Source organism: Chryseobacterium sp. Marseille-Q8038 (genome assembly GCF_965111995.1).
On the sequence record NZ_CBCOPN010000001.1, the window covers coordinates 274,254 to 298,157 of the forward strand.

At 37.3% G+C, this 23,904-nt stretch carries 19 protein-coding genes; 9 read left to right on the top strand and 10 right to left on the bottom strand.

From position 1 onward, the window contains the following. Positions 1 to 129 precede the first annotated feature (129 nt). Positions 130 to 678 (bottom strand): type 1 glutamine amidotransferase domain-containing protein, encoded by a 549-nt coding sequence (locus tag ACWPWS_RS01260; protein ID WP_309512381.1) that lies wholly within the window; start codon positions 676 to 678, stop codon positions 130 to 132. Between the two features lie 103 nt (positions 679 to 781). Further along, a complete protein-coding gene (locus ACWPWS_RS01265; RefSeq protein ID WP_454045227.1) occupies positions 782 to 1,234 on the bottom strand; it encodes a PA2169 family four-helix-bundle protein in 453 nt (150 codons plus the stop codon). Positions 1,235 to 1,391: 157 nt separating this feature from the next. Here ACWPWS_RS01265 and ACWPWS_RS01270 point away from each other — a divergent pair, with 157 nt between their 5' ends. After that, positions 1,392 to 1,520: a hypothetical protein gene (locus ACWPWS_RS01270; RefSeq protein WP_454045228.1), complete on the top strand. Its 129-nt coding sequence runs from the start codon at positions 1,392 to 1,394 to the stop codon at positions 1,518 to 1,520. Between the two features lie 201 nt (positions 1,521 to 1,721). Here ACWPWS_RS01270 and ACWPWS_RS01275 read toward each other — a convergent pair whose 3' ends face one another. Continuing rightward, positions 1,722 to 2,939 (bottom strand): hypothetical protein, encoded by a 1,218-nt coding sequence (locus ACWPWS_RS01275; protein ID WP_454045229.1) that lies wholly within the window; start codon positions 2,937 to 2,939, stop codon positions 1,722 to 1,724. Positions 2,940 to 3,595: 656 nt separating this feature from the next. Here ACWPWS_RS01275 and ACWPWS_RS01280 point away from each other — a divergent pair. From ACWPWS_RS01280 to ACWPWS_RS01290, 3 genes are all read left to right on the top strand, one after another. Further along, the gene (locus ACWPWS_RS01280) at positions 3,596 to 6,100 is read left to right on the top strand and encodes a PIG-L family deacetylase (RefSeq protein ID WP_454045230.1); all 2,505 of its coding nucleotides are present in this window, start codon (positions 3,596 to 3,598) and stop codon (positions 6,098 to 6,100) included. A gap of 100 nt (positions 6,101 to 6,200) precedes the next feature. Continuing rightward, complete coding sequence (locus ACWPWS_RS01285; RefSeq protein WP_454045231.1) at positions 6,201 to 7,892, top strand: sodium:solute symporter; 1,692 nt, start codon at positions 6,201 to 6,203, stop codon at positions 7,890 to 7,892. A 34-nt stretch (positions 7,893 to 7,926) separates the two neighbouring features. Next, on the top strand, positions 7,927 to 8,445 hold the full coding sequence (locus ACWPWS_RS01290; RefSeq protein WP_034697549.1) for a DUF2911 domain-containing protein: 519 nt from the start codon (positions 7,927 to 7,929) through the stop codon (positions 8,443 to 8,445). 65 nt (positions 8,446 to 8,510) lie between these two features. On the opposite strand, the gene ACWPWS_RS01295 is transcribed toward ACWPWS_RS01290, so the two are convergent. Then, the gene (locus tag ACWPWS_RS01295) at positions 8,511 to 9,332 is read right to left on the bottom strand and encodes an alpha/beta fold hydrolase (RefSeq protein ID WP_454045232.1); all 822 of its coding nucleotides are present in this window, start codon (positions 9,330 to 9,332) and stop codon (positions 8,511 to 8,513) included. Between the two features lie 485 nt (positions 9,333 to 9,817). Between ACWPWS_RS01295 and ACWPWS_RS01300 the strand changes: the two genes are divergently transcribed. Beyond that, on the top strand, positions 9,818 to 10,408 hold the full coding sequence (locus ACWPWS_RS01300) for a Crp/Fnr family transcriptional regulator (RefSeq protein WP_454045233.1): 591 nt from the start codon (positions 9,818 to 9,820) through the stop codon (positions 10,406 to 10,408). A 184-nt stretch (positions 10,409 to 10,592) separates the two neighbouring features. Further along, positions 10,593 to 10,985 (top strand): Rid family hydrolase, encoded by a 393-nt coding sequence (locus ACWPWS_RS01305; RefSeq protein ID WP_309512377.1) that lies wholly within the window; start codon positions 10,593 to 10,595, stop codon positions 10,983 to 10,985. Between the two features lie 251 nt (positions 10,986 to 11,236). Here the strand turns inward: ACWPWS_RS01305 and ACWPWS_RS01310 are convergent, their stop codons facing one another. The 6 genes from ACWPWS_RS01310 to ACWPWS_RS01335 form a co-directional block, all read right to left on the bottom strand. Continuing rightward, entirely contained in the window at positions 11,237 to 11,575 is a 339-nt protein-coding gene (locus ACWPWS_RS01310; RefSeq protein ID WP_454045234.1) for a hypothetical protein, read from the bottom strand. A gap of 92 nt (positions 11,576 to 11,667) precedes the next feature. Next, positions 11,668 to 11,991, bottom strand: a complete 324-nt coding sequence (locus ACWPWS_RS01315) for a hypothetical protein (protein WP_209783844.1) — start codon at positions 11,989 to 11,991, stop codon at positions 11,668 to 11,670. A 13-nt stretch (positions 11,992 to 12,004) separates the two neighbouring features. Next, on the bottom strand, positions 12,005 to 15,751 hold the full coding sequence (locus ACWPWS_RS01320) for a glycohydrolase toxin TNT-related protein (RefSeq protein WP_454045235.1): 3,747 nt from the start codon (positions 15,749 to 15,751) through the stop codon (positions 12,005 to 12,007). A 42-nt stretch (positions 15,752 to 15,793) separates the two neighbouring features. Beyond that, on the bottom strand, positions 15,794 to 17,248 hold the full coding sequence (locus tag ACWPWS_RS01325; protein WP_454045236.1) for an ATP-binding protein: 1,455 nt from the start codon (positions 17,246 to 17,248) through the stop codon (positions 15,794 to 15,796). 107 nt (positions 17,249 to 17,355) lie between these two features. Next, a complete protein-coding gene (locus ACWPWS_RS01330) occupies positions 17,356 to 18,864 on the bottom strand; it encodes a contractile injection system tape measure protein (RefSeq protein ID WP_454045237.1) in 1,509 nt (502 codons plus the stop codon). Further along, the gene (locus ACWPWS_RS01335; protein ID WP_209783848.1) at positions 18,842 to 19,162 is read right to left on the bottom strand and encodes a hypothetical protein; all 321 of its coding nucleotides are present in this window, start codon (positions 19,160 to 19,162) and stop codon (positions 18,842 to 18,844) included. The genes ACWPWS_RS01330 and ACWPWS_RS01335 overlap by 23 nt, the downstream gene beginning before the upstream one ends. A gap of 570 nt (positions 19,163 to 19,732) precedes the next feature. Here ACWPWS_RS01335 and ACWPWS_RS01340 point away from each other — a divergent pair. The 3 genes from ACWPWS_RS01340 to ACWPWS_RS01350 all read left to right on the top strand — a co-directional run bounded on the left by ACWPWS_RS01340 (position 19,733) and on the right by ACWPWS_RS01350 (position 23,889). Continuing rightward, positions 19,733 to 20,317, top strand: a complete 585-nt coding sequence (locus ACWPWS_RS01340) for a DUF4255 domain-containing protein (protein WP_209783849.1) — start codon at positions 19,733 to 19,735, stop codon at positions 20,315 to 20,317. Between the two features lie 53 nt (positions 20,318 to 20,370). Continuing rightward, positions 20,371 to 22,089 carry a phage tail sheath family protein gene (locus ACWPWS_RS01345; protein ID WP_454045238.1) on the top strand — a complete coding sequence of 573 codons (1,719 nt, stop codon included), beginning with the start codon at positions 20,371 to 20,373 and terminating at the stop codon, positions 22,087 to 22,089. A 78-nt stretch (positions 22,090 to 22,167) separates the two neighbouring features. Next, positions 22,168 to 23,889, top strand: a complete 1,722-nt coding sequence (locus ACWPWS_RS01350; RefSeq protein ID WP_454045239.1) for a phage tail sheath family protein — start codon at positions 22,168 to 22,170, stop codon at positions 23,887 to 23,889. Positions 23,890 to 23,904 lie beyond the last annotated feature (15 nt).

Sequence of the window (23,904 nt, forward strand, 5' to 3'; positions counted from 1 at the left end):
GGTGATTTGATGTTAATCATTACAATTTTTTTGCCATAGGACAGAAATGTGGTACTTTTTAAGCAGAGGAGTACCTCTTATTCCTTTGATGAGAAGAAAAAAGTCTGGCAGAACCAGACTTTTTTGTTTTTACAGTGTTTGTTCTGTATGTTTTCCTTCCCTGATCTCTTCTACAAGTTTTGCATTAAAGGCAGGAAGATCTTTTGGAGTTCTGCTCGTAACGAGTCCGGCATCTACTACCACTTCGCTGTCTTCCCAGCGTGCACCAGCATTTTTTAAATCCTGGCTGATGGAGTTCACGGAAGTCAGATTTCTGCCTTCTACAACACCAGCGTTTATCAGTACCTGTGGTCCATGGCAAATAGCACCTACAGGTTTATGCTGAGCAAAGAAATCTTTCACAAAGGTGAGTGCTTTCTCATGGGTTCTCAGCTGATCCGGATTAATAACGCCTCCCGGCAATACCAAAGCATCATAATCTGAAGCAGCTGCATTTTCCAACGTTTGATCTACCGGATATTCCTTACCCCAGTCTTTTTCTGCCCACGCTTTAATACTTCCGGATTCAGGACTTACAATATGTGCGGTCCATCCCTGTTGTTCCAGATATTCTTTAGGCGAGCTTAATTCACTTTCTTCAAAGCCATGTGTGGCCAGTATTGCGATTTTCTTTGACATAGTACTTTTTTTGTATTAAGTATCGGAAGTGATGACCTCCAATGACCCTGTTTGATTACTGTCTGATGATTAAATAAACTCTACCTCAGTAGAGAAAGGATACTTACTTCTTTAAGTCTTCAAGAACTTCAAATTTATCATGAGAAGCTTTGATCTGATGAAGCTGATCCAGTACAACCCTGGAACTTTCCGGGCAGAGATCACCACTGTCTAAAGCATCCTGATAAGCATCAATAGCAGCATTTTCACCATACACTACATTTCCTAATGTAGAGCCGGCAGTATCTGTGGCAAAAGAATTTTTAACATCAATCCATGCTCTGTGAATAGCTCCTGCAGCTGATCCTGACTGATCCGGTGTGCCTCCTCTTTCTGTAATCAGATTGCTCAACTCGTTTTTCATGGTGTGAGATTGGGATACCATGGTATCGTAATCTGTTCTCAGCTGTGGGTACTGATCCCATACTTTGTCTTCAACCTTTGAAAATCCCTGAATTCTGTCGTTGGTAATGTTCAGTAAATCATTCAATACTGAAACTGTTTTCTCGTTGTTCATATTTTTATATTTTTAAAATGGTATTATAAACTTTGCAAGCGGCGTGCCTTAAAGACAATATCTTCAAAGATGTGTATTTAAAAAAAACTTAAAATTTTGAAAACAAATCTTAATTAAAATGCCTGCAGTGCTCCAAAAACATCACAATCAAAAGTAAATGGGTGTCTATGAAAATCTACCGGAAAGAAATATCGTGATGCCATACGTTCATACGGTTAGAATTCTGGATGCCGCACACCTTATTCTTCAGAGAAAAAGAGAAAAGAAGATCACTGAAACCAGTTAAGAATAAGAAGTTGGTTGGTAAATAAAAGGTTGGGAATTTTTGATACAATTGATTAATGTGCTGCTGACCTATTTTCTGACGCAAAGGTTAGGAGACTTCGCAGAGCAATTGATGCAAAGATTCCTTATGATTTTACATCGATGAATGTATTGTAAACTTCGTAGATAAATAAAAAATGCCCCTTTTTTCAGGGGCATTATATTATTGAGCTTTTACCTGCTCTATCTTTATGTAAATTTTGGTAAGGTTGGGTTGGGCACTGCCTGAAGTAGGGGCTCCAGCCATAATGGTTGCGGTATAAGCGGTTTTTGAAGAAGAATTACTGTCTATCCAGGTATATCTTCTATGCTCAGGTCCGCCGCTGGCTCCATCTATAATCCCTACGTTCCCCCAGTAAGCGTTTCCTGTTGCTCCGGTGCCCTGAGGAAACCAGGTCGCTGATGAATCTGCCATACCGCCCCATACTCCTGAAGTAATATTGTTTGTGGTTACCGCTGAACCAATATAGCCGCCATATTCGGTATTATAATTCCAATATAGATTTACGGTAGCGCCTGTATTGTTATATAATTGTACGTTAGGAATTGCGGCGGTTGTACCACTTGTGGTATCAAATATTACCCTTATGGAATACTTACCATCCGGGGTCGTAAGAGGGAAGGTATACGCTTGTTTCCCGTTGGGATCGCTTGTTAGGGTAGGATATCCCATTGCAGCAACAGGTGCAATGTCTGCACGGCTGGTATTTCCCACGGTAGCGGTACAGTTTTGTGCTGCTGTTAAGAAAGGAACTGCAGTACTGTTTAGGGAAAGAGTCATATCATTAGCCGTGGTAGGAGTTCCACTCACTGAGAATACCAATTCGCCATCACCAAACTCCAGAGTGCCGGGTCTTAGCTGGAAGGTTAATCCGTTTACGGTAAAAGGAGATCCTGAATTATACGAACCTCCGTTTCCTTGGCTGTAGGTAACTCTCAGATTCCCGCTGAAAGGAGTACCGGGAGTATAAGTAGAAGGATTTAAATAAGCTGTAGTACATTGTAATGCAGAAATTGCCGGAGCGACAGCATTGGTAGCTTGTGTAAGTCTTTGCCATACAGATCCATCAAAATAATAATAGCCCATCGCAGTAACGTTCACACGTTGTCCTGTAGCATCTCCGCCAGTAACATCTGTAATATAAATTAATGCTCCACTCTGATTGCTGCCATAGGTAGCCGTATTGGCTGTAAGCTCAGCTCTTGTAAGCCTCGGAGCCTGTAATCCGAATGTTTGGGTGTTATCCGTAATCAGTCCTGAAGTATCTCTTTTAGCAGATACATCCATCGTTGTTTTGGGTGAGGTTGTATTAAACCCTACTTGGGCAAATGAGAATCCTGAAATGAGGATAGCACAGCATTGTGTAAATTTTGTTTTCATATTAAGGTGATTTATGTTGTATGTCAAATATAACTTTTTTTATGGATAATAAAAAACATTGGCTTTATAATTAATGAAAATTAACTAATTGGTAATATTTTGTTTGATTTTGGCATTATATGCTGGGTTAAAATTATTAATATCAAATTCTATTTTTATACAAATCATATTATTTAATTGGGGTTTAATCGAAAAAATAATATGTTGATGATGAGTTTCTGGTGCAAAACTTTCATTTTTGAAATTGTTGATTTTAGGAAAGCAAAGGATTGCATCTACTTCGTTGATTTTCTGAAGTGTAGGTATAAGCGTGCTGCTTCATCAGCGACAAAGTTGCATCATTTTGTTCACTTAAAATAAAGCAGAATTATTAATGAACTTTGCGTTTATCTTTTTAATCAAAAAATAATTTTAAACATAATCTATTTTACAAAGCTTAATTTTTATCAGATCATTATCTTGTAGGTCAAGCATATTGCAATTTAATTTTAAGCATTAAAGACAATTAAAGTGATATTGTTGGTTTTTAATTTTTTCAACTTTATGTAAATGTCTTACGAAAAATATAATAGAATGTTTGGAATTTGCATGTGCTTTTTCTTTTAATGTTGAAAGAAAGATGATTTACTTATATTTGCCTCGCAAAGCAAATTCACATGTTCAAAAAAGTAATCACTGTATGTATCCTTGGTTTTTATACGGTTTTTTGTTCGGCTCAACAGGTTCGGCCTTCAAAATCATCTGAAATTTACCGTGAAATCAAAACGCTGAAACATCTTCCTAAAGTTTTATACCTTGCGGCTCATCCCGATGATGAAAATACAGGATTACTCTCCTGGTTAATCAACGACCAGAATGTAGAAACGGGTTATTTGTCTTTAACCAGAGGAGATGGTGGTCAGAATTTATTAGGAACGGAACAAGGTGCTGCATTGGGTTTAATCAGAACGCATGAGCTTTTAGAGGCAAGAAAGTTAGATGGTGCCCAACAGTTTTTTACCCGTGCGATTGATTTCGGGTTCTCTAAAAATACGACCGATACTTTTAAACAATGGGATGCCGACAGTATTACAGCAGATGTAGTCTGGGTAATCCGTAAATTCCGTCCTGATGTTATCATTTGTCGTTTTCCTCCTACTGCTGCGGCAGGACACGGACAACACGCGGCTTCGGCTGTGGTGGCGGAAAAAGCTTTTAAGTTGGCTGGTGATAAAACCGCTTTCCCGGATCAACTGAAATATGTTAATGCATGGCAGCCAAAACGTGTATTATGGAATACTTTCCGCTTTGGCGGGGTGAATACGACCGCTGAAAATCAACTGAAAGTTACCGTTGGGCAATATGATGCACAACTGGGAATGGGCTATGGTGAATTGGCCGGATTAAGCAGAAGTTTACATAAAAGCCAGGGTGCAGGAACACAGTCTGTAGCCGGAATCAGAACAGAATATTTTTCCCATGTTATCGGTGAACCGGCAAAAACAACACTTTTCGATGGAGTAGTGAAAACCTGGACTTCGCAAGGAAATGCTGATATTGACCAATCATTAGATGCAATTATTTCCGCTTTCAATTTCAATAATCCAGACCTCAGCTTACCTGCTTTGCTTGCTTTACGAAAAAAGGTGATGGCATTAAAAGATGGAGACCTGAAAAAGGATAAAATGAAATCTCTCGACAATATTATTTTAAGCTGTTCCGGATTTATGGGTGAGGTGGTTACCAACCAGGCTGAAGCAGTTGCCGGAGATCATTACAACTTCAGGTTAAATTTGATCTCAAGAGCTACAAACCCTGTTGTTTTAGAAAATATTAAATGGTTAAATCAATCAGAAAGCTTCAACAGAAAACTATCAAAAGATTCTTTGATTACCATTCAGCATGACATTCAGATTCCTGCAGATGCAGCGCTTACAGAACCTTACTGGTTGGCAAAACCAGCGGTGAATGCGGCAACGTTCTCTGTTCCCAACGATACTTTAATCGGTTTGCCAGAGGCAGAATCACCACTGAATGTTTTGCTTGATGTAAAAATCGGTTCAGAAAAGTTTCAGGTTAAACTTCCTTTATCGTTCAAGAAATTAGATCCTGTGCGTGGTGATGTGGTAGAAGCCTTGCGCATTGTTCCCGCATTGGAACTGAAATTTACGCAACCCCTTTATTGGGTTAAAGAAAATGAAGATTTACCCTTGAGTTTAAATGTTAAGGTTAATTCCAGCAGACAGTACAGTAACGGTATTCTCAACCTGATGTATAACGGAGAGCGTTTAGGCAGTGTTGAGGTAAGTTCGCTCAATGGAAAAGATACTACCATCGATTATGTTATTCCAAAAACTAAGCTTGCCGCAATACATTCGGCTCGCTTGCCATTGGATGCCAATTTTGTTGCAGATGGAGTAACATATAATAAAAAACAGGTATTAATTCAGTACCCGCATTTACCTTCCTTACAATATTTTGCACCTGCCACTGTAACCGTAATGAAAAGTGATATTCAGGCAAATGTTAAAAAAGTGGGTTACATAGAAGGTGCGGGCGATTTCATTCCGGAGTTCCTACGCATTGCAGGGATTCAGGTAGATGTACTGAAGGATGAAGATTTTTATGGAAACATAGATGAATCCGGCAAAAACGGTAGTCAAAGCAAGCTGTCTCAATATGATGCCATCGTACTGGGTATTCGTGCCAATAACACTGAGAAAAAGCTGGGGCGATGGATGCCTTTTTTATGGTCTTATGTAAAAGCTGGGGGCAATTTGATGATGCAGTATAATACTAACCAGGATACCACGGTTGACAAATTGGGAATGTACAATTTCAGTATTGCCAATAAACGGGTTACTGAAGAAAATGCCAAGGTTACGTTGTTAAATCCCAATCATAAATTACTTAACTTTCCGAACAAAATTACGGTGGATGATTTTAAAGGCTGGGTACAGGAACGTGGTGCTTATTTCCCTGCTCAATGGGATGCCGCGTATGAACCGCTTTTTGAAATGCACGATACAGATGAAGAGCCTCTGCAGGGATCAACTTTATATGCCAAATACGGAAAGGGTAATTTTATTTATACCCCATTGGCATTTTTCAGACAGCTGCCTGCGGGAAATGTTGGAGCGGCACGTTTATTTTTAAACTTTTTATCTGCACAGAAAAACTGATGAACAAACAACTTAAAAACTGGAATATCTGGTACATACTATTAGCCGTTGCATTAGTAGTACAGATCGTATTTTATTATGGGTTTACTAAATTCTGGGCATGAGTAATATAGATTGGACAGTTCTTATTTTTACCCTTGTTGCAGTGGTGGTTTACGGCGTATTTATCGGTCGTGGGCAAAAAAGCAATGCATCCTACCTGAAAGCAGATAATAAAATGCCCTGGTACATTGTCCTTTTAGGGATTATGGCCACGCAGGCAAGTGCCATTACATTTCTTTCAGCACCAGGTCAGGCGTATACAGACGGTATGCGTTTCGTGCAGTATTACTTTGGTTTGCCTTTGGCGATGATTGTGATCTGCATTACTTTCATCCCGATTTTTCAACGCTTAAATGTTTACACTGCCTACGAATATTTAGAAAACCGTTTTGATAAAAAAACAAGGGTACTCACCTCTCTGCTTTTTCTCTTTTCCAGGGGCTTATCCACAGGAATCAGTATTTATGCTCCAAGTATCATCTTATCAAGCGTTTTAGACTGGAATATTTATTTAACCAATGTTCTGACAGGTGGTATTCTGTTGATTTATACCTATGTTGGCGGAGCTAAAGCAATTGCTCACACCCAAAAATTACAGTTTCTTATTATTCTGGGAACAATGGCCTTTGCAGGTTATTTGCTTATTCAAAATATGCCGAATGGAATTGGTTTTAAAGATGCACTTTATCTGGCAGGGAAATCCGGAAAGCTCAATGTCATCACTACAGAATTCGATTGGAAAGATAAATACAATATCTGGAGCGGGCTTATTGGTGGTTTCTTTCTGGCACTTTCTTATTTTGGTACAGATCAGAGTCAGGTTGGAAGGTATATCACTGCGAAAGACAATACCAACGCAAAAATGGGCTTGCTGTTGAACGGATTGGTTAAAATCCCTATGCAATTTGCTATTCTTCTGATTGGTGCTTTGCTTTTCGCGTTCTTTTCTCTAAAACCGGCTCCGATTTATTTTAACGAACGCTCTTACCAATATTTAAAGGAAACAAAACCTGAACAGGCTGCCGTTTTTGAAAAAGAACATCAGGATTTACAAATAAAATTTAATGCAGAATCGAAAGAAATTCTAAAGCTGAAAGAAACTCAATCTCCCCAACTCAAAAAAACGATTCAGGATTTTAAAAATACTCAAACCCAGGTAAAAGAACTTCACGGCAGGGTAGAGGAAGCGATCAATCATTCAAACTATAATGCAGAGAAAACGGATACGAATTACATTTTCCTGTATTTCGTGAAAAACACCTTGCCTGTAGGAATGATCGGTTTATTGTTTGCTGTCATTTTTCTGGCCAGCTGGGGTTCCATTTCAGCTGCACTGAATTCCCTTGCTGCCTGCTCATTAAAAGATGTTCATCTGATATTCAGAAAAGATATTCCTGATGATGCCACCGAATTGAAGTACAGCCGACTGCATACTTTAGCCTGGGGTATTTTTTCTATAGGTGTAGCCATGTTTGCCACGCAAATGGGTTCTCTTATTGAAGCGGTTAATGTATTGGGTTCTCTTTTTTACGGACCTATATTGGGGATTTTTCTGGTCGCATTTTACTATAAAAAAATTGACGGACCGAATGTATTTATTGCTGCCATTTTATCAGAAATTACGGTCATCGCCGTTTATCAGTTTGATATTGTTTCTTTCCTGTGGCTTAATGTAATCGGGGCAGCAGCGGTGATTATATTTTCAGCAATCGGATTGCTGTTTTATAAGCAGAAAACAGTAAATTCGTAAGCAAATAATAATAAAAACAAACAAATAAAATATTATGAAAACAATGATTAAATCTGCTACAGTACTTTTTGCAGCAGTGACGCTTTCAGTAAACGCTTTTGCACAGGAAACTAAAAAACCTGCCAGTCCTCCGGCTACTGCTACGGGAAAAATTAAAGATGCAAACATTACAATTGCCTATAGCAGTCCTTCTGTAAAAGGGCGTACCATCTGGGGTGGATTAGAAGCTTATGATAAAGTTTGGCGTGCGGGTGCCAATGAAGCTACTACTTTCGAAACAGATAAAGACATTACCGTTCAGGGTAAAAAACTGCCTGCAGGTAAATACAGCTTTTTCTTAATCCCTAAACAAAGCGGAACCTGGACTGCAATTTTTAACAAAGAGCCAAAACAATGGGGCGCTTATAAATACGAACAAGCTAAAGATGCTTTACGTGTGGATGTAAAAACAAAAGCTTTACCAGCAACACAGGAAGCTTTAGTGTATAAAGTAAACAATAATGGATTCACAATGGATTGGGATAAAATCTCAGTTCCTGTAGAGATCAAATAAATCATTTTGTCTTGTATAAAAAAAGGGAATCATTTCGATTCCCTTTTTTTTATATTATTCATTTATTAAGCTTCAATAAACTCCAAAAGATCTTTATTAATGGTTTCGTGCTCCGTAGTAGGCATTCCGTGAGGGAAACCTGGGTACGTAATCAGTTTTCCGTTTTTCAATAGTTTTGCAGATTTAATGGCAGAGTTTTCAATGGGAACAATTTGGTCATCTTCTCCGTGAAGAACCAGAACAGGAATATCCACAGCTTTTAAATCTTCAGTAAAGTCAGTCTCGGAAAATGCTTTGATCCCGTCATAATGTGCCACAATTCCACCCATCATTCCTTGTCTCCACCAGTTTCTTTGTACTCCGTCTTTTACATTGGCGCCTTCTCTGTTGTATCCGTAGAAAGGGAAAGTCAAATCAAAATAAAACTGGTTTCTGTTATTCAAAGTCTGTTCTCTGATTCCATCAAAAACCTCCATAGGAACACCGTCAGGGTTGTTTTCACTTTTTACCATTACCGGAGGAACGGCGCTGATTAAAACTGCTTTTTTTGCTCTTCCGTTAGAATATTTGTTAACGTAACGGATCACTTCACCACCACCTGTAGAGTGACCAATGTGAACAACATCTTTCAAGTCAAGGAATTCAACCAATTCTGCAGCGTCAGAAGCATATTGCTCGATGGTGTGATTGTAAATATTCTGGCTGGAACGCCCATGGCCTCTTCTGTCGTGAGAAATCACTCTGTAACCTCTCTGAAGAAAGAAAATTACTTGTGCATCCCAATCGTCCGATGATAATGGCCATCCGTGGTGAAACATTAATACAGGTCCTTCTCCCTGATCTTTATAAAAAATTTCTGTTCCGTCTTTTAATTGTAATGTGCTCATTGTTTTGAATTTTTAATGTTTGGTTAATTTATTTGATAAGTTTTTGTTTTCTTATTTCTTCAGCAAATGTATGGTGGATAAAGCAGGTAGAAATTAATCTAGTTTAATTTCGTACATTTTTGCTGATTTTTTTTATTCTGATAGCTATTTCAATCTTACTCTCTCTTCCAAACTCACCCATGCGCCTAATTTTTTTATGATTTATAAAAAAACATGAAATTATAAAAAAATCATCGAAAATAATAGAGGTTGGAAAGCGGAAATCCAGGATGATGAAAGAGTTTTCCTCGATATGTTAAAGAAAATGAAGCAGATATTATTTTATTGGGTTCAATATGGGATGAGAAATTTGAAAATGAGATTAAAAAAATGGTAAAAATCTAAATCAAAATTTAAAGATAATTGTTCATTACAGCTGTGGAAGCGGGCTTCCGGAGATTGAAGTTTACACACTTTTTTCTAATTTGCAGCGGTAAAATAAATTTATGTTTCAAAATATTATCAAAAACATCTCAAGATTTGTTACTTTAACACAGGAAGAGGAAAAGATTTATGAAGGTTTGTTAACACTTCAGAAGTACCCGAAGAAAACACACCTTCTGCGCGAAGGAGAAATTTGTCAGTTTGAAGGTTTTATAAAGCAGGGTTGTACACGAACTTATTATCTTGATGAAAACGGTTTTGAAGTGACCCTTCTGTTTGCTGTTGAAGATTGGTGGATTACGGATATTGATTCTTTTAATAGTAAAACCCCTTCGAAGATTTTTATAGAAGCCCTGGAAGATACCGAAATTTATATTTTGAATCCGGAAACCAAGGAAGAACTACTGCAAAAGGTTCCCAAGTTTGAAAGAGCATTCCGGCTGATGATGCAGCGGTATGTGGTAACTCTTCAAAACCGCCTTATTAATACAATTTCTCAACCTGCGACAGACCGTTATCTGGAATTTATCAGGGTTTATCCTACCATCCCGCAGCGTGTGGCGCAGTATTATATTGCATCATATCTTGGAGTTTCTATAGAGTTTGTGAGTACAATCAGAAAACGTTTAGCTATTAAAGAAAAACAAAAATAATAAGCAGAAAATTTCCCTTTCTTGAAGTGAAAGCGAAAATTCGAAGAGTTCTTAGGGTGGTTTATACAAAATGTGTAAATCACCTTTTTATTTAGAATGAAAGAAAAAGTCATTTATTAAACTAGCTTAATTTCTAAGGTTTTTATCAGTTCTATATTTGCTTTATTAATTTAAACAATATTCAATGTTACAGGAAAACAAAACAGCAGAAGGCTTTGGAATGCCTTGGGAAGATATCTACGGATACGCACAGGCGGTAAAAAAAGGAAATACGGTTTGGATTTCCGGTCAGTTGGGTCACAACAAGAAAGGCGAATTGGCAAAAGGAATGGAAGCACAAATGAAACAAACGTATGCAAATATCAAAGAACTATTGTCAAGATATGATATGACGATGGAAAATGTGGTGGAAGAAGTTATCTATGCAATGGATATGACGACGGCCTTTGAGGCGAGAAAAAATTTCAAAGCAGAATTTTATGATAACCCTAAAGCTGTTGCCAGCACAATGGTTGGAGTAAGCGGGCTGGCATTACCTGAACAGCTTGTCGAAATTAAAATTGTGGCGACTGTATGAGTTTGTAGTCTTGAAGAGAAAAGGAAGATGAAAACGGGCAGTAAAAATATCTACTCAATATAATCCAGAAAACGCAAAGGCTAGGGCTTAAATGTACCTTCAATTTCAAAAACATAAATTCAATAAAACAAAGGAAAGTGCAAATAGCAAGCTTTGGTGCGGATTGATAAAACTAATTTATTGTAATATTGATGGGGTTTTCAGATAAAAAATCAGAGCAGAAATAATCTGCTCTGATTGTATTTTTTTGTTTAATGATAAATGCCTTCTAAAAATAGCATATACCTTCCGGGCTGAAATTCTCCATAGGAAAACAGATAGATCACATTATTCTTTTTCAGATAATGAACTTCTAATCCCTCTTCAGATACATATTTTTCAATGAAAGTGTTTTTTACATTCAATTCACTTTCTCTGACGATGGTTTCAAAACTTTCATTATCTATTTCTTTTTTTAAGTCTCTTAAGGGACTGTTGTAAAAATCAATCAGTTTGATTTTCTGATTTTCAATTTCAAAAATTTCTTTTAAACATTCCTGTTCATCGCCATCAAATAATTTTTGCCTGGTTATTTCGTTTTTTTTAATCATATCCGATTAGTTATAAGTTTAATACATTCTTAATGATAAACTTTGTTTTAAAAAGCTTATCTAACATGTTTTGAGTTTTTTATATCAATTTTTTACCCTTCAATCATAGTCGGATATAGTGATATTCCCCAGACGATATCTTTCAGCATATTGGCATAATCTGTACTGGCTTCTTCTGCAACAAAATTTCTGGCTATCATTACTGCCATTGGATATTTTTGATAAGCTTCGTCTTTTGTATAAACTTCATTATTGTCAATGACAGTTTTTTTTATATCCAGTAATTGATTATAAAAAGAAACATTCATTGGATTATCAGGAGATCTTTCGTATTCTTCTTTTGCCTGTAATAAGGCTTTTCCAACTATTTCACGATAATAATTTTTCGTTAACTTGTCTTCTAAATCTGTATACATTTATCTATTTTGTTTAATTAAATTGAGTTTTTGGTATATATAGCTGGCTTCCACCACCTTCTGTATGAACTGAGATAGGGTTGCCTTCTGAGTCAATTCTTGACCATGTGTCATCAATTTTAGCTGAAGTACTCCTTAAGCCTTCTGCATCTTTTGGTAATTTAGTTATTTCTTTATTAACATTTCTTAGCTCTTGCGTTTGTTTCCAGCCATTATTAGGATCTCTGACATTATATTTATCTGAAACTCCAAGCTCATTCGGTGTATTGAGCGGATTATCAGTATAATAGTCTCCTCTTAATACCGTTCCTTCCGTATTTACCTTTGTGTATTGTATTAATTCTGTTCCTTTTGACAGTTTAACGATTTCGATTGGGCTGCTAAAGTCAATCCCTGCAATATGAGATTCAATATCTCTCATTTTCATATCAGGATTATGTTTAAGATAAAACTCAATAGCTTGTTTTTTTCTTAATTCAATAATGGCATCTATTTCATCTATTGCAGCTTTGCTTACAATGGTAGTTTTATCGTCTTTTACTAAATTTTCTTCCTCATTTTTATTATTTCTAATTTTTTTCCCTTTAATGGATCTTGCTTTAGCTAAATTAGTATTTTTTGATGTTTTACCGATAGGTTTTATATATCCTTCTTTTATTAAATCATTGATGGATGCCGGCAGTTCATACTGAATACCTCCACCTTTTTCTCCAAACCAAGGGATGATTTCTCCTTCACTGACTTGATTGATATCTTTCAATACTTTATACCTTGTATAAGTTTTACTATCTGTTCCTTTAGGTAAAGCTCTGTCTGTATAAGGAGTACCATCTTTTCCTGCAAAGGTTCCTCTATCCTGGAAAACTCCGTTTTCATCGATCCACCCGCCATATCTGTCAAAAACGCTTCCTTCTTTTAAGGTAACCTCCAGGGTGCTTGTTGCTCCACGGTTTGGAGGCCAGTTTCCATTGAGATTTTTATCCGTAAACAATTGTTCTAATTGTTTCCAGTTTTTATTCTTAAATAAATCATAAGCCTGTTTTGCTATTTCATCAGATGGAAAACCAGTTTCAACGGATTTTAGGAACTTATTAAAATCGGGTTGTTTATAAGTATTCTCCAGAGCGTGTACTGCTGGTTTATTGCTGACTGTGTTTTTAGGTAATTTTCCGCCCATTAAATTTTCTGGCGTATCAATAAATTCGCTATGCTGCTCCGGGTTGTAAGGTTTTTTTGAGGTTTGCTTCGATGTTTGTCTTTTTACCTTTGGCAGTTTCTCTAATTCTGCTCCTTTTAAGTTTTTACTGCTTAGCACCACCAATCCTGCAGTTAATGTCAATTGTCCTAAAATTTTAACGATAGCATCTATTTTTTCTGCTGTTGTTAAGTTTTTATTATCATGGATATCCTGTATACTTTCTAAACCATCAGCTGTAATCATCACAGCAGCAGTACCATTAAGGGCGAAATCAGTTAAAATGATATACTGCATCCCTGTTGATGATATTTTTATAATAGAGGATGCCTTAGCGATGCTGGATAATGAGCCTGCCATCCCTAAAAAGCTGGAAGCTATCATAATGACATCCAAAGTAAGGGTTTCGTTGGTCAATGTTCCTTTTTGTACTTTATCAATAATGCTGGAGGCTCCGGAAGTGACACCTGTGGCTCCTGCAGCTATAAATAAGTAAGGAGCAATAGGTGCTGCCGGTGTAAATGTGGCTACCAGTCCTGCAACTGCTAAACCTAAAGAAGCCCACCCGGCTCCGGTGGAAAGTGATTCCCAAAGCGATGCTCCATTAGTAGTGAAATTACCTTTTAGGGTAGGATAACCGAATGTATTAGACGGAATTTCATAAGCCAGAATACCATCCGGATAGGTGTTTTTGCTGTCAAATTCTTCAAATAAATCTTTTAAATTATTTCCTTCATAAGTACGCTGATGTTGTACGCCTGGAGTAAGATCTGTGAGTACATAATTGGCTGGATTTTTTTTGCTTTTTCCTATAAATACATTGAGTGACAAGGTTTCTGTTGTTTCTTCGTTGATGGCTACGGCATTAATAGCTAATGCTGTTTTGGGAGCAATGGTATTAAAGCTTTTATCAATATTTTTCTTATATTCCTGTACGTTTTTTAGAGCCTGATAATCATCTTTTGGTAAGATAACCTGTCGGTAAGATGCTTCCTGGCCTGTTGGATTATTATTTTTGTCTAATACCAGACAATGGATTATAAAGACTCCTGTAAGTGAGCCCACAAAAGTAGCTGTTGCCTGCGCCGAATTCATATTCCAGCCATCCCGCCCAAAGTATTCTCCTCTTTTATAACCGAAAACATTGGCATTTTTAGCATATTCTACTCCCATTTCTTTTGGAGTATTGATTTCTGCAAACCAGAAATAATGATGATCTTTAGGAATGGGTTGCCCTTTAATTGAATAATACAAATGTGGAATATGGTTAGGATAAACATTTCCAACTTCTTCAGGGTTTTTAGATTCGGATTTAATAAAGAAGTTTGGATTGCTTTTTTGCTCTTCAGCTGCTCCTTTTGAAAGATTGAACTCAATAAAGGCTACCTGCTGTCTGAAATCTGAATAATTTTGGATTTTATTCTTTTTTAAATCACCAGCTGCCGCCTCTTCAAGGGTCTTAACCTGATATTCTTTGGTTAAAGCCCTGAATTCCTTTGTTATAGTATTTTCTATGATGAATACAAATGTATAGTTCCCTGATTTATGGGTGTTAATAGAAAATTGACTGATTGCAGTTCCATCCTGTCCGAATGTTTTAGTATCCTTTCTAAAAGGGTATTCAAACAAGTTGTATACTCTGCCATCATTCTGGATCAATACTTTTCTGACAACTTCCGGCATTTTAGGGTTGCTTCCTTTGGCGCTAATAACAGGGGTTTCATATTGATAGATACAATCAAACTCTATAGGTTGCCCTTCTATGGCATACTTTGTCTTTGGCTTGATCCATGATCCTTTACCTGTGACAACAACTTCCTGCAACAGCTCACCTTCGGGGTGTGGTGGCTCTGGCTCCAGTGCTGGTTGTGGCTCTTCATAGTTTGCATATAATAGCCGTATCGCTTTAAATAAGTCTTTGTTGCCTAATTCTTCATATAAATCCTGTACTAAACCTACTTTTCTTTTAGGTCTGTATGTTGCGTCATAATATTGAATAAGCTCGTATCTTTCTTCATAGGAAAGTTTTTCTAAAGCCCTGAAGACTTTATCTTCATCAGTTCCTCCAAAAATCCCTAGTGTTCTGTGTTCAAAAGCTTCGTACAGCATTTTCGCACGTTCAGAAACAGGAAGCCCAACTTCTTTCCGACTGTTTAAGAAATTCAATGCTTCATTCATTTTCAGCAAGGTTTCCCTATTAAGAGTGCCGGAAGTATTAATATTATTCTTACGTTGAAAATTGATGATCCCGGTCTTTGTTTCATTCCAGAAAAGATTCTTATTTTCAGAGGTTTTATGTCCTAATGTATTAAGGGCGTTATGAAGTGTTGAAACATGCTGCCCTTTGTCAAATAATTGAATAACAGATATGTTTTTTTCTACTTTTCTAAATGCTCTGTTTTTAAAAGGGTCGTGTGTTATTTGGGTAGATTCTGTTTTTGCAAGGGATATTTTGCTGTCCTGATCGGTGATTTGCTCGTGCTTATCTTTATCCTCTTTACTATGGGTATTTTGCTTATCGGACCTGTCAGCCCTGGGGGCAAATGTTTTTTTGTGTCTGCTCATGGTATTGGTTATTAGATGAGTTTATGATGATGTGCTAAGAGTTTATTCTGATTTTTGTACAAACGGGCTGAGGCGGGACTGGTTTTTTCCGAAAGCTTTTTCGTTTTCTATCATTAAATAAGTGCTTATTAATGAATAGGTAATACGGGTTTCATTACGGTCATGTAATGCCATTGCTACATTTTTCATAATGTTTCTGATATTAGCACCGGTATAGGTATACTCTTTGGTTAAATGTTGTAAAAGATCATTACTTTCAAAAGCTATGTTTTTAGGCAAATAATGCTCCCAAAGAGCTTTTCTGGTTGTTTCTGTAGGGCGTATTACATTGACAGATACATCAATACGGCGCTTGAAAGCATCATCCATATTGTTTTCAAAATTGGAAGCCAGAATTGTTAATCCGTCAAATTTTTCTATTCGCTGCAATAAATAGGAGACCTCCTGGTTGGCGTAGCGGTCATGGGCATCTTTTACATCAGAACGTTTCCCAAACAAAGCGTCAGCTTCATCAAAAAACAGCATACAGTTTTTTCCCTGCAGCCTGTTGAATAACACTTCAAGATTTTTCTCAGTTTCACCAATGTATTTGCTCACTACCTGTGAAAGATCTACATGGTACATATCAATACCATACGAATTAGCAAGAATTCCGGCAAGCATCGTTTTCCCTGTTCCCGGTGCACCGTAGAATAAAGCAATGAAGCCTGGTTTAAAGCTATGCTCATCGGTTTTGAAAAAGCCGTTTTCCAATGCTTTTATATAATGTCCAATAGGTTTTATCTGATCTCGCACATTATCTTCCAGAATAATATCTTCCATGGTAAGATCAGATTTGTAAAGCCTGCCGGGAAAGTAAGAACCATGATCCAGCTGTGGTTTCTGCCCTGATAAAAAATAATTGAGATAAGCGGTATCCAGTTCAATTTTTCCATGAATAAATTCTGTTGAAGAACGGTTGTAAATAAGATCATTTTTCAAGAGTACACTTCCATTGATGAGCTGGGCACCATACTGTGACCACAGTGACAAATCCTTACCTGCCAGCAAAAAAAGTGCGGTTTGAAAAGTCGGCTTAAAGCTGCGGCTGATTTTATCATATTCGCCACCTGCTTCAATAGCAAAAGCATTGCTGCTTTCTTCTATCTGTACAAAGGTTTTCAGGATAGACGGATAATGAGCCGATGCAATGCCCAGCGCTAAGATGATTCTGTCCAGAACAGTAAGCTGGTGGGTGTTTATCGTAATGGAATAAGGAGATTGGTCATCCGATTTTGGAGGTTCAGGTATTTCATAATCCCCATTCAATTTTATATCATCTTCCAGAAACAATTCTTTGCATCGCTTTTCAATAAGTGATTGCAGCCATTTCATTTCTTCATTTAAAGAGTTATGATTTACAGTATTGGAATGGAGTAAGGGATTGATTATTTCTGTTTTTTCATTAATAGGTGTTTTTATTAATGATGAGGGTTCATGGTTAATAGGAGATTTCATAATCTTATTTTGAATTAATAGGGTTGCAGTGAGGGTATTGCTGATGTAAAATCAGCAACTTCAGAGATTGGTAAAGCTTCAGAGTATTTAGAAAATGTAACCTGTTATTACCAGTTTACGAATATGAATTTTTTCTGCCAGGGGAGTTTTACGAGACCAATTCCCCACGAAAGTTTTTCAAGGAGAATATCCTGTGTTTTTCGTTCTACGGTAAGGGTGTAATCAGAGTCGGTGATGACTAATTTCCCTGGTCGCTGGAAAAACTCGTTTTGCAATAAGGCAGCAGATGATTTTTTCATGGGAGCCCAGTTGTGCTGTACACTCTCTATTACATTTTTAGCCTGTGTTTTATGCTTACGTGAAAGTTTAATATGCCTGTTAATTGTTTGATGCATTGGGATATTACACAGGAATTTTTCAAAAATCATGTCGTATTCAGGAGCATTTATTTTTCCGGTGGCGATATAATGCAGGAGATGGGCACACAATTCCGGATCAATGAGCTGCTGGGTTTTTGGATCAAGAAGCTCACAATGTTCAAACAGAGTTTTGATGAATGGATGGATCAAAATAAGCCCTGCATTTTGAATGTATTGTCCCTCGTTCTGATTGATATCTTCCTGAATTTCAGTATTTTTTTTCTGAATGGTTTCTTGTGAAGTTATTACATTTTCAGGTTGATCTGCTACATCTGTTTTGAAGCTTTCAGAAATTTCATTTTCTGTAATAAAAGGGAATATCTTAACTACTGTTTTCCTGTTCTGATGATTGCTTTTTGTTTGTGATAAGCCCATCTGTTCTATTGTTGAAATTTCCCGTAAAAGATACTCCCGGAGATGAGGATTGGATGTATTCAAGTACTCCGATATTACATTGAAGATCAAACGCCAGATGGCAATTCTATCCGTAGGATTCAGTTTCGATAGATGATGTATTGTATCCGTTTCCAGATTGACCTTCAACTCCTTATTTTTCAAAATTGCCAGGCATAATTGGGCAATTTGTTCATTGGAAAGCTGATTGATAAGCCGGTTTCGGACATTTTCTTTTGACAAAACAGATACTATGTTCTTTTGAAAATTATCGGCCGAAATTAGAAGGTTAAAAACTTTTGGTTCCAAAATAGCCATAGTATTGCTCTCAGAATTCCACCAGGGCATAGCTCCTTTTTCTAAAAAATAGATCAATGCTTTGAGCATCTTTTCCTGATTGTCTACCAGGTAGGCTTTAGTATTACTTTCTGTTTCCTGATGAGAAGTTTCAGTGGGTTGAGTAATTTCTGACAGTTCATCTTTAAAGAGTTCAGCTATCTGATCTTTTAACTCCGTATTTAATGCGCTGCTTTTTACATCCACATTTAATTCTAAACGGGGAATCTGCAAGGTATGACCAGCTAACTTATATTCTAAAGCCCTGATATGCTTTTCTATTTCCGGAAAAACATCAATAGACAAAAAGCTGTTAATATCATCTTTTATACGCAATGCCTTTTCTTTGTTGTTGACGGTAATTTCAAGAAAAACTTTCTGAATGATATGATTTTGCTTCACATTAAGAGGTTTAAATGATACAATATTGGGAATCGCCAGACCGTTATTTTTTGTCGAACTCTCCACCCCAGAAACTTGCCGGACAAAGGCTGAGTTTAGATCTCTGCTTGGCACTCAATCTGCATCCGCAGCCTCTGACAAATCCGTCTTTTGGACCATCTATCACTTCCAGAGTCTCTGGATTAAGCCATTTCATAGCGTTACAATTGTTGCCGTTTTTTAAAGGACATGCATTGCAAATTTCTTCCCTTAAAGAGAAAATAGCTTCTTCATTTTGGTCTGCCACACCCAATTTTGACCGTAGCTCATTAAAATGGCCGCCAATGATTTCATTGCGCTTACTGAAAAGATTTTTAATGTTCATATGATTAATGTTTTTAAAATTATTGGGTCAAAATTAGAAAGAAGAGGGACTATTTTTCGAATGATAAGCCCGCTCTATTCTGTCTTTGCAGTAAAAGACAAAATCATTTCCTAATGATGCAGATTCATATTTTCTGGAAACTGCCGGATGCAAGAAATCTGATCTTTCTCATCAGGAAATCATATGTTTTTTTGGAGAACTTGTTTGAGACACTCAATCAACCTATTCGATTATTTACCATCCAAAAAATGCCGGAATCATAAAAACAGCTATTTGATTTAGGGATAATCATCTGTTGAAATACAATATTTTTTTTAAGCAGAATAAGACTCAGCTAACAGACTGAAATTTGAGCCTCATGAGAGCAAGAAAATCTTTGGGTTAAAATTTGATTTTTCACTATCGTTTTTAACGTATTTATCTTCAGTATATTAATGGTGCTGTTTTTAGTTTTCTTCTATGAGAATTAAAATCCGATTTACTGCAAAGACTGTATTGAGCGCCCAAAATATTTGTCTTTTGAGGGGGCGTGATTGTATGTTTGCACCATAATAATTAAGAACAGAAATTATGATTAATAAAGTATTAACAGTTTTAAAAAATCAGCTAAATGCTCCGGATGGTTTATGGGATCCTAACGTTCCTAACGAAATTGAAATTGCTGTTGTTGATGACATCGCAAAACATGATGACAACACGGAAGGCCTTAGTAACAAAGTAGTAATTAGCCTGCTCAATATTGAGGAAGAATCAACATTGAAAAACAGATCAAGGTATCAACCGGTTGTGGTAGAAAACAATCCGGTACGATATGATAAAGAAAGTACTCCTGCTTACTTAAATCTATATGTAATGATCGCTGCCAACAGAAGTACATACAGCAAATCTTTACTAAGTATTTCAAAAGTTATCGAAGTATTTCAGGCCAAGAATGTATTGGAGTATGTTGACCTTGAGCCTCAAAACAATTTCAGTTTCAGAATAGAACTGCATTCCATTCCCTTTGAACAGCTAAGTTACGTCTGGGGTTTATTAGGCGGAAAAATAATGCCTTCTGCTTTATATAAAATCAGTGTGATCAAGATTTCAGCGAAGGAGGTAGTTCCTGTTAAATTAATTAATGACATTCATATACAAAGTATTAAAGTTGATTAATCATAAAAACTAAAAACTAAACTAAAAACTAATAACCCTTTAAACTTTTAAACATGTTAAATCCAGCAACACCAGGTGTTTCTGTTGAAGAAATTACAAGACTTCCATACTCGGTTGCCTACATAGAAACAGCTATGCCAGCATTTATTGGGTATACCGAACTACTTCCTGTTGGGTATAATGAGCCCTTCATCATCAGTTCTCTTTTAGAATATGAGCAATATTTTGGAAAAGCAAAAGAAGAAAATATTCAGCTACAGGATGTAGAAGGCAAAGGAGTAACTATTGTAGCCCCTCAGGTACAATTTTTAATGCATTATTCGCTGCAAATGTATTTTGCCAATGGCGGCGGACCTTGTTATATCATTTCTGTAGGGGATTATACATCAGCAGAAGTACAATTATCCTCATTGGAAGCAGGACTGGCTAAAATCGATCATAAAAACATTAAAGAACCGATTCTTATTATTTTCCCTGATGCTATTTCGCTTACCAATGAATCCGAATTTTATAGCATTTATAATCAGGCTATTGATAAAGCTAAAGATGAGAAGAAAAACAGATTTGTTATACTGGATACCTATTACGGAAATTCTGTTATCCAATCAAACAATCTTACCACGATTGAATCTTTTAGAAATAAAGTAAACCCTACTAATCATGCCGCAGCCTACTTTCCTCACTTAAAAACTATTTTGAATTATACTTTTGATGAGACTAAGACCCCTATAGTACATACCGGTTTACAAAAAGCAGGACAAGGAAGTGCTCTTTTTTATGCGGGTGAGATCGCTGCTTTAGATGAATTAAAAAGTTTAGCGAATGCCGAAATCTCAACCGGTTCTGCGGATGCTTATGTGCTTGCCGACTTATTAGATCAGGCTATTGCAATAGCAGAAGAAGTGAATGAAACAGCTGATGCAGGCGATCAAAAAAGTACTTTAACAGAAGTAATTGATGAGGCAAAAGTTGTGTTGGAAGCGATATATGACGGAATAATAGATGATTTTATGATTCCCGATGGTTTAGACGAAAATGCACCGGCTTTCAGTGAAGAGTTTGATGCCTTAAAAATTGCAATTCTTGAAGTAAAAGACGAAAAAGGAGATGCTAACGGGATTACACTTAAAAATCTGGAATCATCCAATTCGGCACTGTACAATCAGGTGAAAAAAGAAATGCAGTCATTAAAAGTTGTTTTACCGCCATCATCAGCAATAGCAGGAGCATATGGCAGAATAGACAGCACAAGAGGAGTATGGAAAGCTCCGGCCAATATCAATATCAGCCATGTCATTACTCCTACAGAAAAAATTTCCGATCATGAACAGGCTGCATTACATATGGATGTTTTAGGGAAATCAATCAATGCGATCAGGACTTTTACAGGAAAAGGTACCTTAATCTGGGGAGCCAGAACCCTTGAAGGGAAAGATAAAAATAATGAGGGGAAAGATAACGAATGGAAGTATGTGCATGTACGCCGCTATTATAATATGATCCGGCAATCGATCAATGATGCGCTCAACAAGTTTATGAATGAGCCTAATATCCCTCACACATGGTTACGGGCAAAAACAATGTTGGAAAATTTTCTTCACCAGCAATGGATGGAGGGTGCATTAGCGGGAAGTACTCCGAAAGAGGCTTATGAAGTAACCGTAAAAGGAGTAGAAGGAACTACTACAATGAATGTAGACCTTAAAATAGCATTAGTGCGCCCGGCAGAGTTTATTGTACTCAATTTTTCGCACAAATTGCAACAGTTCTAAAAAGAGAAAATCAATCACGAATAAATATCCGAAGTTTTACTTCGAAGAATAATTAATATTAACGTAAAATTTTTTAAAATGAATTACAAAACCCCTGGAGTTTACGTGGAGGAGCAAGGAAAATTTCCCCCTTCCGTAGCGCAAGTTGAAACGGCTATCCCTGCTTTTATTGGGTATACAGCGGATGGACCGAAAAATAAACCAACAAGAATTGCTTCGATGTTGGAGTATGAAGAAATTTTTGGAAAAGCAAATCCGGAAATCTTCGCTGTGGCTTTCAAAGATGGTGTTGCAACAGCAATTCCAACCAAGGTAAGCGACTTTAAAATGTATTATGCCATGCAGATGTATTTTGCCAATGGTGGTGGCCCTTGTTATATTGTTTCTGCAGGAGATTATAAAAGCCAGGAGGCTGTAGGTGCTCCTACACCGGCGGAAGCTTTTTTATCCGGTCTTGAATTATTAAAAAAAGAAGACGAACCTACACTGATCGTTTTTCCGGACCTTCAAAGTTTAGCTCCTTCTGCTGCTGATATTGCTGCTGCTTCTGCTGTTGTTACAACTGCAGTATATGCTAAGAATGTTGCTTCTGCCGCTAAAAGTATTGCAGGCGTTGTTGCAGACGCTGTTGCAGGGGCTAATGTAGATGCTGCTGTTGCTGCTGCCGTTGCTAAGGCTGCTGAGTTTAATGTTGCTAATCCAAACGATTTACAGGTTGCTGGTGCTAAGGGTGGTCAGGCTGTTGTAGTTGCGGTTAAGGCTGCTGCTGCGGTTGCTAATGCTACTGTGGCTACTGTTAAGGCTGCTGCTCAGGCTGTTGTTACTGCTCTTGAAACAGATTTTACTACAGCTTCTACGATGGAGACTGATGCTCTTGCTGCCAGCAGTCTTGTTACTTCCAGAGCAGGTGATCCTGTTGCTATTGGGAAAATCTATGCTTTGTACAATAAAGCTTTAGACCAGGCAGAATTATTAAAAGACAGGTTTGTCATTATGGATATTCTTCAAGACGTTGCTGCTTTTAGAGATAAAGTAACTTCTAAAGGTCTGAAATATGGTGCGGCTTATTATCCAAGATTGAAGACTGTTTTAAGCTATGATTTCAAAGATGCCGATGTTTTAGTTACCGGTGCATCTGGGATTACAACTTTAGCCGCATTGAAGATTGCTAATTCTGAAATGTATAATCAGGCGAAACAAGCAATCGGGTCTGCATCAGTAGTGCTGGCACCATCATCTGCAATGGCCGGAGTTTATGCCAAAGTAGACAGTACTTCCGGAGTATGGAAAGCACCTGCTAATGTAGGACTTAGTTTAGTAGATGTTCCTGCCGTAAAAATCTCTACCAAAGAGCAGGATCTGCTTAATGTAGATGCTACATCAGGAAAATCAATCAACGCGATCAGAACTTTTGCTGGAAAAGGAACATTAGTCTGGGGAGCCAGAACATTGGACGGAAACAATAACGAATGGAAATATGTACCTGTACGTAGATTCTTTAACATGGTAGAAGAATCTGTGAAGAAAGCTACAGAACGTTTCGTCTTTGAACCGAATACTGCCAATACATGGACCCGTGTACAGGCTATGATCGAGAATTTCCTTGATCAGCAATGGAGAGATGGTGCATTGGCAGGAAGCAAGCCGGAAGAAGCGTATTACGTAAGCGTTGGTCTGCACAAAACAATGTCGGCTCAGGATATTTTAGAAGGAAGAATGAACATCGAGATCGGTATGGCTGCAGTTCGTCCTGCTGAATTTATCGTACTCAATTTTTCACACAAATTACAGGAAGCATAAAATCAATTAAATAAC

Coding starts and splice junctions, on each gene's coding strand:
- ACWPWS_RS01260 (WP_309512381.1), bottom strand. CDS start 678: ATGTCAAAGAAAATCGCAATACTGGCCACACATGGCTTTGAAGAAAGT.
- ACWPWS_RS01265 (WP_454045227.1), bottom strand. CDS start 1,234: ATGAACAACGAGAAAACAGTTTCAGTATTGAATGATTTACTGAACATT.
- ACWPWS_RS01270 (WP_454045228.1), top strand. CDS start 1,392: ATGGGTGTCTATGAAAATCTACCGGAAAGAAATATCGTGATGCCATAC.
- ACWPWS_RS01275 (WP_454045229.1), bottom strand. CDS start 2,939: ATGAAAACAAAATTTACACAATGCTGTGCTATCCTCATTTCAGGATTC.
- ACWPWS_RS01280 (WP_454045230.1), top strand. CDS start 3,596: ATGTTCAAAAAAGTAATCACTGTATGTATCCTTGGTTTTTATACGGTT.
- ACWPWS_RS01285 (WP_454045231.1), top strand. CDS start 6,201: ATGAGTAATATAGATTGGACAGTTCTTATTTTTACCCTTGTTGCAGTG.
- ACWPWS_RS01290 (WP_034697549.1), top strand. CDS start 7,927: ATGAAAACAATGATTAAATCTGCTACAGTACTTTTTGCAGCAGTGACG.
- ACWPWS_RS01295 (WP_454045232.1), bottom strand. CDS start 9,332: ATGAGCACATTACAATTAAAAGACGGAACAGAAATTTTTTATAAAGAT.
- ACWPWS_RS01300 (WP_454045233.1), top strand. CDS start 9,818: ATGTTTCAAAATATTATCAAAAACATCTCAAGATTTGTTACTTTAACA.
- ACWPWS_RS01305 (WP_309512377.1), top strand. CDS start 10,593: ATGTTACAGGAAAACAAAACAGCAGAAGGCTTTGGAATGCCTTGGGAA.
- ACWPWS_RS01310 (WP_454045234.1), bottom strand. CDS start 11,575: ATGATTAAAAAAAACGAAATAACCAGGCAAAAATTATTTGATGGCGAT.
- ACWPWS_RS01315 (WP_209783844.1), bottom strand. CDS start 11,991: ATGTATACAGATTTAGAAGACAAGTTAACGAAAAATTATTATCGTGAA.
- ACWPWS_RS01320 (WP_454045235.1), bottom strand. CDS start 15,751: ATGAGCAGACACAAAAAAACATTTGCCCCCAGGGCTGACAGGTCCGAT.
- ACWPWS_RS01325 (WP_454045236.1), bottom strand. CDS start 17,248: ATGAAATCTCCTATTAACCATGAACCCTCATCATTAATAAAAACACCT.
- ACWPWS_RS01335 (WP_209783848.1), bottom strand. CDS start 19,162: ATGAACATTAAAAATCTTTTCAGTAAGCGCAATGAAATCATTGGCGGC.
- ACWPWS_RS01340 (WP_209783849.1), top strand. CDS start 19,733: ATGATTAATAAAGTATTAACAGTTTTAAAAAATCAGCTAAATGCTCCG.
- ACWPWS_RS01345 (WP_454045238.1), top strand. CDS start 20,371: ATGTTAAATCCAGCAACACCAGGTGTTTCTGTTGAAGAAATTACAAGA.
- ACWPWS_RS01350 (WP_454045239.1), top strand. CDS start 22,168: ATGAATTACAAAACCCCTGGAGTTTACGTGGAGGAGCAAGGAAAATTT.